The sequence below is a fragment of the Pseudomonas oryzihabitans genome (assembly GCF_007665395.1).
In the GTDB taxonomy this organism is placed as follows: domain Bacteria; phylum Pseudomonadota; class Gammaproteobacteria; order Pseudomonadales; family Pseudomonadaceae; genus Chryseomonas; species Chryseomonas psychrotolerans_C.
The window spans coordinates 174,142-187,490 of the sequence record NZ_VDND01000003.1; the positions used below are offsets into that span (position 1 = coordinate 174,142).

Genomic DNA, 13,349 nt, shown 5'->3' on the forward strand with positions numbered 1-13,349 from the left:
GAAGCCCTGCAGCCCCAGGCTACCGCGACCGACTTCGCTCCGCGGCTGGCTGCCGTTCTCACGTGGCTCGAACGGCAACTGGTCCGGGCGGGAGACTGAAGCCCCATTGGCGGGCCGCTCCAGAGCACCCTCACCCCAGCCCTCTCCCGCAGGCGGGAGAGGGGGCGGTCGGGGCGCGGGGTAAGGTTTGGCGCAGGTCGATGACGGCGCGGTCTCGTCCACCGGTCTCGCTCGGCAAGGGCTGGTGGGCCGCTCCAGAGCACCCTCACCCCAGCCCTCTCCCGCAGGCGGGAGAGGGGGCGGTCGGGGCGCGGGGTCCTGCATAGGGTGAATGACGGCGCAGCCTCATCCACCGCAGCGTCGCTCCCGGCACCTGTACCCGAGGCCGCTGTCGCCGGCCCGGCCTGGCTCACGCTTCGCTCGCACTCGCCGCCGCGCCATCAGTCCGATTCAAAAGGGGCAAACGTCGGCTAGGTCGCCTCTCTGCAGCGTGAGGTCCGCCTCCTGGCGAGCGCTCGTTATACTGGGGAGCTTGGCGTCGTTTCCGCGCGCAAGGGATGGACGGCCTGAGCCGTGGCAAGCGCGGCAATCACGATTTCTTGGATTTTCAGACGGCGGATAGATGAGCAAACAGGCGGATGTGGCCAGACCCAACAATTCCAAACACCTGACCCCCAGCGACCTGCCGTTTCCGGTGGTGGGGATCGGGGCTTCCGCTGGCGGTATCCAGGCACTGTTGCGCTTCTTCGAAGCCCTGCCGGCCGATTGCGGCATGGCCTTCGTGGTGGTGATGCACCTGTCGCGGGAACACCAGAGCAGCCTCGACCAGATCCTGCAGCGGGTGACCCGGCTGCCGGTGCAGCAAGTCACCCAGCCGGTACCCATCCAGGCCGAGCACGTCTATGTGATACCGCCCGCCCACGATCTGACCATGAACGATGGCTATCTGCGCCTGACCCCGGCAGAGCGGCCCCAGGGCGATCACGTCGCGGTGGACCTGTTCTTCCGGGCCCTGGCCGATGTCCACCGGACCCACGCCATCGGCATCGTCCTGTCCGGCAATGGTGCCGACGGCGCCGTGGGGTTGGGACGGGTCAAGGAGCAGGGTGGGGTGACCCTGGCCCAGGCGCCGGAAGACGCGGAGTTCGACTCCATGCCCAGCAGCGCCATCGCCGCCGGTGCCGTGGACTTCGTCCTGCCGGTGGTGGAGATGCCGCAGAAACTGCTGGAACTGGCCGCGACCATCAGCACCCTGAGCCAGGGGGAGTTGCGCCAGATCGACCTCGAAGCACGGGTGCCGGGTGCTTCGAGCAAGGCCATGCAGCTGGCGCTGCGTGACATCCTCACCCTGCTGCGCACCCGCACCGGGCACAATTTCAAGCAGTACAAGACCGCCACGGTGCTGCGCCGGGTGGAGCGGCGCATGCAGGTGAACACCATCGCCGACATGCCGGCCTACGCCGGCTTCCTCCACGATCACCCCGAGGAAACCCCGGCACTGCTCAAGGACATGCTCATCGGCGTGACCAACTTCTTCCGGGATCGCGAGGCCTTCGAGGCGCTGGAGCGGGATGTCATTCCGGAGTTGTTCGAGCACCTGCCGGTCAACGAGGACGACCAGGAGCTGCGCGTCTGGAGCGCCGCCTGCTCCAGCGGCGAAGAGGCCTATTCGTTGGCCATGTTGCTGACCGAGCAGGCCGAGCTGCGCCAGTCCGGGGCGCGGCTGCAAGTCTTCGCCACCGATCTCGACGAGCACGCCCTGGCCATGGCGCGCCATGGCGTCTATCCCGGCTCCATCGTCACCGACGTCGCCCCGGCCCGGCTGCGCCAGCACCTGCTCAAGGAGCAGAACCAGTACCGGGTGAAGAAGGAGCTGCGCGAGAAGGTACTGTTCGCCCAGCACAACCTGCTCAGCGATCCGCCGTTTTCCCGGCTCGATCTGATCAGCTGCCGCAACCTGCTGATCTACCTGGACCGGGAGGTGCAGGCCGAGATCCTGCATACCTTCCATTTCGCCCTCAAGCCGGGTGGCTTCCTGTTCCTCGGCAGTTCCGAGTCGGCCGACGTGCAGAGCAACCTGTTCGCCACGGTGGACAAGAAGAACCGCATCTATCGCGCCAAGCACACCACCAGCGTGGTCCGGCCCACACCGCTGCTCAACCTCAATCCGGGGGTGCACAGCGTGCGCCTGCCGCCGCATCAGGTCGGCCGGCGCAAGAAGGTGTCCTTCGCCGAGGTGCACCAGCGGGTGCTGGAGCAGTACGCGCCGCCGAGCATCATCGTCGACCGCGAATCCAACATCGTGCACATGTCCGAGCGGGCCGGGCGCTTCCTGCGCTATGTCGGCGGCGAGCCCAGCTACAACCTGCCGGCGCTGGTACTGGAGGAGCTGCGCCTGGAATTGCGTACCGCGCTGTTCCAGGCGTTGCAGAGCAACAAGAGCGTCGAGGCGCGCCGCGTGCACATCCAGCGCGACGACCGCAGCTACTACATCAACATGGTGGTGCGGCCCTTCCGCGACAGCGATACCAGCACCGACTACATGCTGGTGCTCTTCGACGAAGTCGAAGACGTCATGAGCACCGACTCCCCCAGCGATCACACCGAGGCCAAGGACAGCGTCCTCACCCAGCTGGAAGCCGAATTGCAGCGCACCAAGGAGCAGCTGCAGCTGACCATCGAGCAGTCCGAGACCTCCACCGAGGAGCTCAAGGCCTCCAACGAGGAATTGCAGGCGATCAACGAGGAGTTGCGCTCGGCCACCGAGGAGCTGGAGACCAGCAAGGAAGAGTTGCAGTCGATCAACGAGGAACTGATCACCGTCAACTACGAACTCAAGGCCAAGATCGAGGAAACCGGGAAGATCAACGACGATCTGCAGAACCTGATCACCTCCACCGACATCGCCACGGTGTTCGTCGACCGCGGCATGCGCATCAAGAGATTCACCCCGCGCGCGGCGAGCATCTTCAACATCATCGTCAGCGACACCGGGCGTTCGCTGCTCGACATCACCCATCGGCTGGACTACCCGGAGCTGGCCACCGACGCCAACCAGGTATTCGAGTCCCTCGGGCAGATCGAGCGCGAAGTCCACAGCCATGACGAGCGCTGGTACCTGGCGCGGTTGCTGCCCTATCGCACCGCCGAGGATCGCATCGAAGGCGCGGTGCTGACCTTCATCGACATCACCGAGCGCCGCCTGGCCCAGGATCGCGCCCGCGCCGGCGAGGAAAACATGCGCCTGGTGGCCCAGACCATCCAGGACTACGCCATCGTCACCCTGGATGCCACCGGCATCATCAACAGCTGGAACGGCGGGGCGACCCGGCTGTTCGGCTACAGCGAGCGCGAGGCGCTGGGTCAGCCGGTCGGCCTGATCTTCACTCCGGAGGACGTCGCCGCCCAGGTCCCGGAGGCGGAGCTGCGCACCGCCGACGAGCAGGGCGCCGCCAGCAACGAGCGCTGGCTCAGACGCAAGGATGGCAGTCGCCTGTATTGCACCGGTGTGCTCAGCCGCATGAGCAACGCCTACGGTGGTCGCGGCTACGCCAAGATCGCCCGGGATGCCACCGCCGACCACGTGCGTTCCAGCGAGGCCGCCACCCAGCAGGCCCAGCAGCGCGCCCTGGGTCAGCTCAAGGACGAGTTCTTCGCGGTGATGTCCCACGAACTCAAGCATCCGCTCAATCTGATCCAGCTCAACAGCGAACTGCTGACCCGCTCGCCGGTGCTGCGCGACGTGCCCCTGGCGCGCCGTGCCACCGAGGCCATCCAGCGCGCCGTGCGCAGCCAGGCGCAGATCATCGACGACCTGCTCGACCTGTCGCGCATCCGTACCGGCAAGCTCAAGCTGGAGCGCCAGAGTCTCGACCTGGTCCAGCAACTGCGTGAGATCGCCGAGGTGATCCGGCCGCTGGCGGGCGAGGTGCAGGTCAGCTGCCCACGGCTGCCGGAGGCGCCGCTGTACGTCCAGGCGGATGCCACCCGCATCGGCCAGATCGTCTGGAACCTGCTCAACAACGCCATCAAGTTCACCCCCGCCGGTGGCCAGGTGGAGATCAGCCTGGGCGTCGACGCGGCCGAGGCACGGCTGGATGTCACGGATACCGGGCAGGGCATCGACCCCGACTTCCTGCCGCGGGTGTTCGAGATGTTCGGCCAGGCGGAAATGAAGTACACCGCCCGCGCCCAGCACGGCCTGGGCATCGGCCTGGCATTGGTCAAGCAGTTGGTGGAGGCCCACGGCGGGCGGATCGAGGCCCATTCCGCGGGGCTCGGCCAGGGCGCGCGCTTCAGTGTCTGGCTGCCCCTGTGCGCCGACGAGCGCCGGCATCCGCCCGAAGCCCGGGCGGACGGTCAATCCATCGCCGGGCTGCGGGCGCTGCTGGTGGACGATTCTCCCGACATCGTCGAGACCCTGCAGCTGCTGCTCGAGGAAGAGGGGGTGCTGGTCACCGCGGCCACCAATTCCCAGAGCGGCCTGGCACTGGCCCAGGCGCAGGATTTCGACGTCATCCTCTCCGACATCGGCATGCCGGAGATGGACGGTCACGAATTCCTGCGCCAGGTACGGGCGGGTGATCGCAATGTCGGCACGCCGGCGGTGGCGCTGTCCGGCTATGGCACCCGGCTGGACATCGACAAGGCGCGGGCAGCCGGTTTCGCTCGCCATCTCAACAAACCGGTCAGCTTCGAGGCCCTGATCGCGGTGCTGCACGAGTTGTGCGCGTCGACCTAGGGTAGGGCGGGAGTGACAGTGGCATAGTCAGACGATTAGCGGCACACTCGGCAGTCAGCGGGGCGCCGGCCCATCCGGGTCGGACACCCCGTTTCCCGCCAGAGGAGCGCCGCGATGACCCGTCTCACCGCCAAGGATTTCTCGCCCGAACTGCTCGAACTCTATGATTTCTATGTCCACGGTCGCATCAGCCGGCGCGACTTCCTCGACCGCGCCGGCGCCTGCGCCGCGGTCCTGGGGCTGTCGGCCACCGGTGTGCTGGCGGCCCTGAGCCCCAACTACGCCCTGGCGACCCAGGTGGAATTCACCGACCCGGACATCGTCGCCGAGTACGTCTACTATCCCTCGCCCCGGGGCCACGGGCGGGTGCGTGGCTACCTGGTGCGCCCGGCCAAGGCCAGCGGCAAGGTGCCGGCGGTGGTGGTGGCGCACGAGAATCGCGGGCTCAATCCCTATATCGAAGACGTGGCGCGGCGCCTGGCCAAGGCCGGCTACCTGGCCCTGGCGCCGGATGGCCTGACCTCCATGGGCGGCTATCCCGGCAATGACGACAAGGGCCGCGAGCTGCAGCAGCAGGTCGATCCGCAAAAACTGATGAACGACTTCTTCGCCGCTGTGGAAACCCTGACGAGTCATGAATTCAGCACTGGCAAGGTCGGCATCACCGGCTTCTGCTATGGCGGCGGGGTGGCCAATGCGGCGGCCGTGGCCTATCCCGAACTGGCGGCGGCGGTGCCTTTCTACGGGCGTCAGCCGCGCGCGGAAGAGGTGGCCCAGATCAGGGCGCCGCTGCTGATCCATTACGCCGAGAACGATCCGCGCATCGACGAGGGCGCCGCCGCCTACGAAGCGGCGCTCAAGGCCGCCGGCAAGACCTTCGAGGTGCACAGCTACCCCGGCACCACCCACGGCTTCCACAACGATTCCACCCCGCGCTACGACGAAGCCGCCGCCAAGCTGGCCTGGGAGCGCACCCTGGCCTGGTTCGGCCGCTACCTGAGCTGAGCGCGTCGGCGCCCCGGCGCAGCCCCTGGATGGCTGTGCGGGGCGCCTGCCTTGCTGTGCGCCGTATTTTTCCACCAACTGGGCTGAGGAGACCCACCATGCCGCAACACCGTATCCCCGCCGTATACATGCGTGGTGGCTCCAGCAAGGGCGTGTTCTTCCACGCCCGCGACCTGCCACCCGCCGGCCCGGCCCGCGATGCCCTGCTGCTGCGGGTCATCGGTAGCCCCGACCCCTATGGCAAGCAGATCGACGGCATGGGCGGCGCCACCTCCAGCACCAGCAAGGTGGTGGTGATCGCCCCTTCCTGCCGGCCGGACTGCGACGTCGACTACCTGTTCGGCGCCCCCGCCATCGAGGTGCCGGTGATCGACTGGTCGGGCAACTGCGGCAATCTCAGCGCCGCCGTCGGCCCCTTCGCCATCAGCGAGGGCCTGGTGCAGGCGCCCCGTGACGGCCTGGCCACGGTACGCATCTGGCAGGCCAACCTGGGCAAGCGCATCCTCGCGCGGGTGCCCATGGTGGACGGCGAGGTCCAGGAGGAGGGCGACTTCCGCTTCGACGGCGTGGCCTTTCCCGCCGCCGAGGTGGTGCTCGAATTTCTCGATCCCACCGGCAGCGATGGCAGTGTGCTGCCCTCGGGACGGGCGATCGACGACCTGGAGGTGGCCGGCCTGGGCCGGCTGCCGGTGACCCTGCTCAACGCCGGCAATCCGACCCTCTTCGTGCGTGCCGAGACGCTGGGCCTGAGCGGCACCGAGACCCAGGCGCAGGTCAATGGTGACGCGCCCCTGCTGGAGCGCCTGGAAGCCCTGCGCGCGGCGGGCGCGGTGGCCATGGGCCTGGCCGAGACGGCGGCCCAGGCCACGGCGGAGCGCCCGCACACGCCCAAGCTGTGCCTGATCGCCCCGCCACGGACCTACCGGGTGGCCGGTGGCAAGCAGGTGCAAGCCGGGGAACTCGACCTCATCGCCCGGATGATCTCCATGGGCAAGCTGCACCACGCCATCCCCGGCACCGGCGCGGTCGCCGTGGCGGTGGCCGCGGCGCTGCCGGGGACCCTGGTCAACCAGCTGACCGGCGACCTGGGCGGCCGCCAGGTGCGCATGGGCCATACCGCCGGCACCCTGGCCGTCGGCGCCCAGGCCCGGGCGGTGGCGGGCAGCTGGCAGGTGGAAAAGGCCATCATGAGCCGCAGCGCCCGCCGCCTCATGGAAGGCTGGGTGCGGGTACCCGCCGAGGGGTAGCCGTGTAGGTCGGGTCGAGCGCAGCGAATCCCAACAGCGGGAATACCCTGGCGCATCTCAACCCTCACCCCACCCCTTTCCCAGGGGGAGAGGGGGCGGTCGAGTCCGGCGCGACCGCTTCCCGTAGGAGCGGCCCATGGCCGCGATCCAGTCGGTGTCCTGGCGTAGCGTGGAAAACCGCGCAGCGTTTTCTACTGTGCAGGCCCCGGTTCCAATCGTGGACCAGGCTGCGCCGTTATTCACCCTAGGGTCGAGAGCGCTCGCGTAGGTTGGGTTGAGCGCAGCGAAGCCCAACAGCGGAGATACCCCGGCGCACCTCAGCCCTCACCCCAGCCCTCTCCCAGGGGGAGAGGGGGCGATGGAGTCCGGCGCGGGTTGTGGTTCGTGCACCTTGGCCGCGCCTCGTAGCGTAGAAACTGCGTAGCGTTTTCCACTGGGCAAACCCCGGTTCCCGTCGTGGATAAGGCTGCGCCGTTATCTACCCTAGGGTCGAGGTCATTCGTGTAGGTTGGGTTGAGCGCAGCGAAGCCCAACAGCGGGGTTGCCCTGGCGCACCTCAGCCCTCACCCCAGCCCTCTCCCGGAGGGAGAGGGGGCGATGGAGTCCGGCGCGGGTCGTGGTTCGTGCACCTTGGCCGCGCCCCGTAGCGTGGAAAACCGCGCAGCGTTTTCCACTGGGCAAGCCCTGGTTCCCGTCGCGGACAAGGCTGCGCCGTTATACACCCAGGGCGTCCCAAGCGCCCCCTCTCCCTCCGGGAGAGGGCTGGGGTGAGGGGTGATCCGCTCGGAAGCTAGCCTCAGGTCCCTTCGATCAGGTCGCGGATGCGTACCGCCAGGGCGTCCATGGCGAAGGGCTTGGTCATCACGTGCATGCCCGGCTCCAGGTGGCCGTTGCCGACCACGGCATTCTCGGCGTAGCCGGTGATGAACAGCACCTTGAGCGTCGGGCGGCGCTGGCGTGCGGCGTCGGCCATCTGCCGGCCGTTCATGCCGCCAGGTAGGCCGACGTCGCTGACCAGCAGGTCGATGCGGACGTCGGACTCCAGCAGCCGCAGGCCGGCGCTGGCATCGGCGGCTTCCAGGGCGGCGTAGCCGAGCTCTTCGAGCACCTCGACCACCAGCATGCGCACGGTGGGCTCGTCGTCCACCACCAGGACCGTCTCGCCATGACCGACCCGCGGCAGCATCGGTTGGGTGCTGGTCGCGTCTGCCGTGTCGGCCGCCTCGCGATGACGTGGCAGGAACAGCGTGACGCTGGTGCCCTGGTCGACCTGGGAGTGGATCCGCGCCTGGCCGCCGGACTGGCGGACGAAACCATAGATCATCGACAGGCCGAGCCCGGTCCCCACGCCGATGGGCTTGGTGGTGAAGAAGGGATCGAAGGCCTTGGCGATCACCTCGGGCGGCATGCCGCAGCCGGTGTCCGTCACGTTCAGGGTGATGTACTCGCCGGGCTCCAGGTCGCGCATCAGGCCCATGCGCGGGTCGAGGACGCGATTGCCGGTCTCGATATAGATGCGCCCGCCCTCGGGCATGGCGTCGCGGGCATTGATGCAGAGGTTGAGCAGGGCGTTTTCCAGTTGCGGTGGATCGACCAGGGTCGGCCAGAGATCGCTGGCGGCCACCACCTCGATCTGGATGGCCGGACCCACCGTGCGGCGAATCAGGTCTTCCATGCCGGCGACCAGGCGATTGATGTCGGTCGGCTTGGGATCCAGCGTCTGCCGGCGGGAAAAGGCCAGCAGTCGATGGGTCAGGGCCGCGGCGCGCATGGCGGCGCCCTGGGCCGCCGTGGTGTAGCGCTCGAGATTGTTCAGCCGACCCTGGCCGATCCGTACCGTGAGCAGATCCAGGCTGCCGACGATGCCCGCCAGCAGGTTGTTGAAGTCGTGGGCCAGGCCACCGGTGAGTTGACCGACCGCTTCCATCTTCTGCGACTGGCGCAGCTGTTCCTCCAGCAGCGCCTGGGTGTCCCTGGCTTCCCGCTCGCGGGTCACATCGCGCGCGGCACCGGTGAGGTGTTCCTGGTCAGGCTCCAGCGAGAGCGTCCAGGACAGCCAGTGCCAGCCGCCATCGGCCGCCTGGACGCGATTTTCCAGGCGCGCCGGCAGGCCGCTGCGACGCAATTCGTCGAGCGCGGCCATGACCGTGGGCAGGTCGTCCTGATGGATGAGTTCGGTATAGGGCCGGCTGAGCAGCTCGGCCTCGGAATAGCCCAGGCGGCGCGACCAGGACGGACTGACCCGCAGCAGGCGTCCGGCGAAGTCGGCGGTCAGCAGCAGGTCTTCGCTCTGCGCCCACAGCCGATCCCGTTCCACGGTACGCGCCTGGACCTCCTGGCTGAGGCTGAGATTCTGCGCCTGGATCAGTGCCTGGGCATCCCGTTGGGCGGTGACGTCCTGGGCGAACACATAGAAACCGTCCACCACGCCCCGGGCATCCCGCCGTGGGCGATAGTGGATGTCGGCGATGCGCCGCCGCCCATCGGGCCAGGCCCAGGGCAGGTCGAGCCGCGCCGGGGTGCCTTCCAGGGCGGCCTGGATGGCGTGGTGGCGCGCGGCGAACAGCGTCGGCGAAAAGACCTCGGCCATGCCGCGACCCAGGATGCTCTCCGGCGCATCCCTGAACCACTTGGGCGCCTCGGCGTTGACGAAGCGATAGACCAGCTCGCGATCGACGAAGGCGATCAGGCAGGGCAGGGTATCGGCGACCAGCCGCAGATTCACCTCACTGTCGCGCAGGGCCTGCTCGGCGGCCAGGCGCGCGGTGGCCGAGCGGGTGCGGTTGGCGACTTCGCGGATGAACTGCAGCTCCCGCGGGGTCCACTGGCGCGCGGTACTGGAGCTGACGTACAGCAGGGCGATGAAGCGGCCGTGCTCGAACAGCGGGGTATTGATGAAGGCGCGGGTGTCCAGGCCTTCCAGTGCCGCGAGATGGTCGCGGGTCCGAGGGTCCTCGCGGACGTCTTGGATGATCACCGTCTCGCCGCGCTTGAAGTCTTCTATGTAGCTGCCGTAATCGCGGAAATGCAGGGTGCCGACCAGGCTCCGCGCCCCGGGAATCGTCCAGTCCCGCTCGATGCTGATGGTCTCGGCCTCGGCATCCACCAGGCCGTAGCCTACGAGGTGGGCGTCAAGCGTAGTGCCCAGGGTGGCGCAGGCGACCTCGGTGATGGCGTCGATGTCGCTCAACTGGCCGAAGCGCTCGCCGAGTTCCAGCAGCGCCAGGCGATAGCGTTCCTCGCTGCGCTTGGCCTGGGCCGCCAGCTCGCGCTCGGTGACCTCCAGGAACAGCACCAGGAAGCTGTCCGGGCCGGCCTTGTGGGCGTGGCCTTCGTACCAGCAGCCGTCGTGCTGGAACTGCCGGACGTAGCTGAACGACTGGCCGGTATCGACCACCCGGGTGAAATCCTCGACCCAGGTGTCTTCGAGCTCGGGAAAGATCTCGCGGGCGGTACGGCCGATGGTTTGCTCCTTGGTAAGGCCGAAATTCTGCAGCCAGGCGCGATTGACCTGGTCGTAGCGCCAATCGCGACCGCGGCCCTGCTCGTCGCGCAGGATGGTGCCGAGGATGAAGCCCTCCTCGAGCTGCTCGAACAGGCCGCGCCAGTAGCGCTCGCTCTCGACCAGGCGCTGCTGGACCTCGTTGAGATGACGCTCGCTCTCCCGCAGTGCCTCGCCGGCCAGATGCTGGGGGGTGCGGTCGCGCAGGATCTTCACATAGCCGGCATGGCGCCCGGCATCGTCGTGCAGCGGATGCATCTCGCCGCTGGCCCAGAAGCGCGAGCCGTCGCGGTGCAGGTGCCAGCGCTCGTCCTCGGCGCGACCCTCTTCCCGGGCCAGGCGCATTTCCAGCGCGGCCCTGCCGGCGCGATTGTCTTCCGGGGTGAAGAAACGCTCCACGTCATGGCCGCACATCTCCTCCGCGGTCCAGCCCAGCAGGCGTTCGGCACCGCTGTTCCAGTCGGTGACGATGCCGCCGAGGTCGAGCACGACCATGGCGAAATCGATGGCGCCATCGAAGATCGCCAGGCGCCGCTGGGCATCCTGCGGTGGCAAGGGGCTGGATTGCGCGAGGGCGGCGCGGAGTCGGCGTACTTCTGCCTGGAGTTCGGCGGGGGACAGATCAGGGTCAGCCATGGAGTCGTTCGAAGGTGAGCAGTGGGGCGGGGAGGAGATCGGCGAGATGTCCAGCGTGACCCAGGGCAGTAGCGTTCGACCATGGCCAGGGCTTCATCGGCAACTTTTTCCGACCAGCCGGGAATTAAGTAGCCTTCCCGGCATCTGACAAGTGCTGATTCGAAGCGATCAGCCGTCCATCCGAGTGTTGTGATCCAATTCGAGTAAATTCGGTCCTATTAGTCGTACTAATGAAGTAGCGTTCCCATGACCGATGCCGTTTCTTCCACTGCCGTTACCACCGTGCTGGTCGTCGAGGACGATCCCGTCCTGAGATCGCTGGCAACGGAGGTGTTCGAAATGGAAGGCTATGCCGTCCAGTCGTTCGAGACCGCCGATGCCGCCTGGAGCTGGTTGGAGGCGGATCCCCTGCCGCCCGATCTGCTGTTCACCGACGTACGCATGCCCGGTCGGCTGGATGGCCTCGCCCTGGCCAGGCAGGTGCGCCAGCGCTTTCCCCAGTTGCCGATCCTGGTGTCCTCCGGCTACACCGGGCAACAGTACGCCGAACGCGAAGAGCGGGCGCTGTTCCTGCCCAAGCCCTGGAGCATCGACCAGCTGCTCAAGGCCTGCGGTCAGCTCGGCCTCTAATCGGCGACGGGCCTGGCCTGGGCCAGGCGGACCGCCGAATCCACCTCGTCGAGCGTCCAGGGCTTCTGCAGGAAGATCACCTGGGGCGGCAGCGCCGTGGTGATCTCGTAGCCATAGCCCGAGGTGATCACCAGCGGCAGCGTGGGCCAGCGCTGGAGCAGCATCTGCGCCAGTTCGCCGCCGCGCAGCTGACCGGGCATTAGGTGGTCGGTGATGACCAGCGCGGGCGCCTGCTGTTGCTGCAGCAGGTGTACCAGGGCGTCGTCGGCATTGTCGAAGCGCATGCAGGTCCAGCTCAGCCGGTCTTCGAGATGACTGCCGAGCAGGTCGCCGAGCAGCGCGTTGTCTTCGATGACGACGGCATAGGGAGGAGCGGTGGGCGAGGTCATCGGGACGTCCGGAACGCACGAGGCAGAGGTTCCGGCAGTCTAGCAGAGCCGCCTGGGACGCGGCTCTGCATTCGTCTGACGATTGTCAGATATCCAGCACGATCTTGCCGAAGTGGCTGCCGTCCTTCTGGAAGGCGAAGGCCTGGGCGATCTCGCGCAGCGGATAGCTCCGGTCGATCACCGGCTTAATCCCGGTGCTTTCCAGGGCGCGGATCATGTCCTGCTGGTGGCGCCGGCTGCCGACGATCAGCCCCTGCAGGCGCTGGTGGCGGCGCATCAGGTTGGCCGTGGGCACCTGCCCCTCGATTCCGGTGAGCACGCCGATCAAGGCGAGGTGGCCATGGATGCGGGCCGCCTGGATGGACTGCGCGAGGGTCGCCGGCCCGCCCACTTCCACCACGATGTCGACGCCCCGCCCCCCGGTGATGGCCTGCACCTTGGCGCCCCATTCCGGTTCGCTACGGTAGTTGATCAGGTGATCGGCGCCCAGGGCGTAGGCCCGCTGCAGCTTCTCGTCCGAGGACGAGGTGGCGATCACCGTGGCGCCCATGGCCTTGGCGATCTGCAGGGCGAAGATCGAGACGCCACCGGTGCCCATGACCAGCACGCTGTCGCCGGCCTTGAGATTGCCGTCCACCACCAGGGCGCGCCAGGCGGTGAGTCCGGCGGTGGTCAGGGTGGCCGCTTCGGCATGGCTGTAGCCCTGGGGCGCCCGGGTGAAGGCGGTGGCCGGGCGCACCACCACCTCGCAGGCGAAGCCATCGACCCCGTCGCCGGGGGTGGTGGAGAAGTCGTCGATCGACGGTTCGCCCTCGAGCCAGTCGGGGAAGAAGGTGGACACCACGTGATCGCCCACGGCGAAGTCGCTGACTCCCGCCCCGACGGCCTCGACCACCCCGGCACCATCGGACATGGGAATGCGGCCATCGGCGGTGGGCATCTTGCCGAGCACCACGCCCAGGTCATGGAAATTCAGCGAGCTGGCCTTGATCCGCACGCGGATCTCGCCGGCACCGGGCTGGCCCGGGTCGGGCAGCTCGACGTGTTCCAGCTGGTCCAGTCCACCGGGTTTGCGTAGGCGTATGGCATTCATGGCAATCCTCCAGAGTGATGGCGAGCCGGAGCTCGCGGGTCTGTAGAGGACCACGGCGACGGGCGCAGGATTCCCGGGCGGGACCCGCGCCCGTCGGGCCTTACTT

The 13,349-nt window shown here is 67.8% G+C and carries 7 protein-coding genes and 1 pseudogene; 4 read left to right on the forward strand and 4 right to left on the reverse strand.

Translation table 11 applies throughout. The features are described from left to right. Positions 1-622 precede the first annotated feature (622 nt). From FSV73_RS08350 to prpF, 3 genes are all read left to right on the forward strand, one after another. Complete coding sequence (locus FSV73_RS08350) at positions 623-4,741, forward strand: CheR family methyltransferase (RefSeq protein ID WP_145006641.1); 4,119 nt, start codon at positions 623-625, stop codon at positions 4,739-4,741. Between the two features lie 114 nt (positions 4,742-4,855). Next, a complete protein-coding gene (gene yghX, locus FSV73_RS08355) occupies positions 4,856-5,746 on the forward strand; it encodes a YghX family hydrolase (protein WP_145006644.1) in 891 nt (296 codons plus the stop codon). A gap of 98 nt (positions 5,747-5,844) precedes the next feature. Next, positions 5,845-6,993, forward strand: a complete 1,149-nt coding sequence (prpF, locus tag FSV73_RS08360; RefSeq protein WP_145006647.1) for a 2-methylaconitate cis-trans isomerase PrpF — start codon at positions 5,845-5,847, stop codon at positions 6,991-6,993. A gap of 796 nt (positions 6,994-7,789) precedes the next feature. On the opposite strand, the gene FSV73_RS26060 is transcribed toward prpF, so the two are convergent. Then, positions 7,790-9,718 (reverse strand): PAS domain-containing protein, encoded by a 1,929-nt coding sequence (locus FSV73_RS26060; RefSeq protein ID WP_437179271.1) that lies wholly within the window; start codon positions 9,716-9,718, stop codon positions 7,790-7,792. 66 nt (positions 9,719-9,784) lie between these two features. Beyond that, a pseudogene (locus FSV73_RS26065) lies at positions 9,785-11,131 on the reverse strand (PAS domain S-box protein); the annotation flags it as partial. A gap of 246 nt (positions 11,132-11,377) precedes the next feature. Here FSV73_RS26065 and FSV73_RS08370 point away from each other — a divergent pair. Then, entirely contained in the window at positions 11,378-11,761 is a 384-nt protein-coding gene (locus tag FSV73_RS08370; RefSeq protein ID WP_145006653.1) for a response regulator, read from the forward strand. Here the strand turns inward: FSV73_RS08370 and FSV73_RS08375 are convergent. Beyond that, a complete protein-coding gene (locus FSV73_RS08375) occupies positions 11,758-12,150 on the reverse strand; it encodes a response regulator (protein ID WP_145006656.1) in 393 nt (130 codons plus the stop codon). The two genes, FSV73_RS08370 and FSV73_RS08375, sit on opposite strands and share 4 nt — an antisense overlap. Positions 12,151-12,235: 85 nt before the next feature. After that, positions 12,236-13,243, reverse strand: coding sequence for a zinc-dependent alcohol dehydrogenase family protein (locus FSV73_RS08380; protein WP_145006659.1), 1,008 nt, complete (start codon positions 13,241-13,243; stop codon positions 12,236-12,238). Positions 13,244-13,349 lie beyond the last annotated feature (106 nt).

Coding starts and splice junctions, on each gene's coding strand:
- FSV73_RS08350 (WP_145006641.1), top strand. CDS start 623: ATGAGCAAACAGGCGGATGTGGCCAGACCCAACAATTCCAAACACCTG.
- yghX (WP_145006644.1), top strand. CDS start 4,856: ATGACCCGTCTCACCGCCAAGGATTTCTCGCCCGAACTGCTCGAACTC.
- prpF (WP_145006647.1), top strand. CDS start 5,845: ATGCCGCAACACCGTATCCCCGCCGTATACATGCGTGGTGGCTCCAGC.
- FSV73_RS08370 (WP_145006653.1), top strand. CDS start 11,378: ATGACCGATGCCGTTTCTTCCACTGCCGTTACCACCGTGCTGGTCGTC.
- FSV73_RS08375 (WP_145006656.1), bottom strand. CDS start 12,150: ATGACCTCGCCCACCGCTCCTCCCTATGCCGTCGTCATCGAAGACAAC.
- FSV73_RS08380 (WP_145006659.1), bottom strand. CDS start 13,243: ATGAATGCCATACGCCTACGCAAACCCGGTGGACTGGACCAGCTGGAA.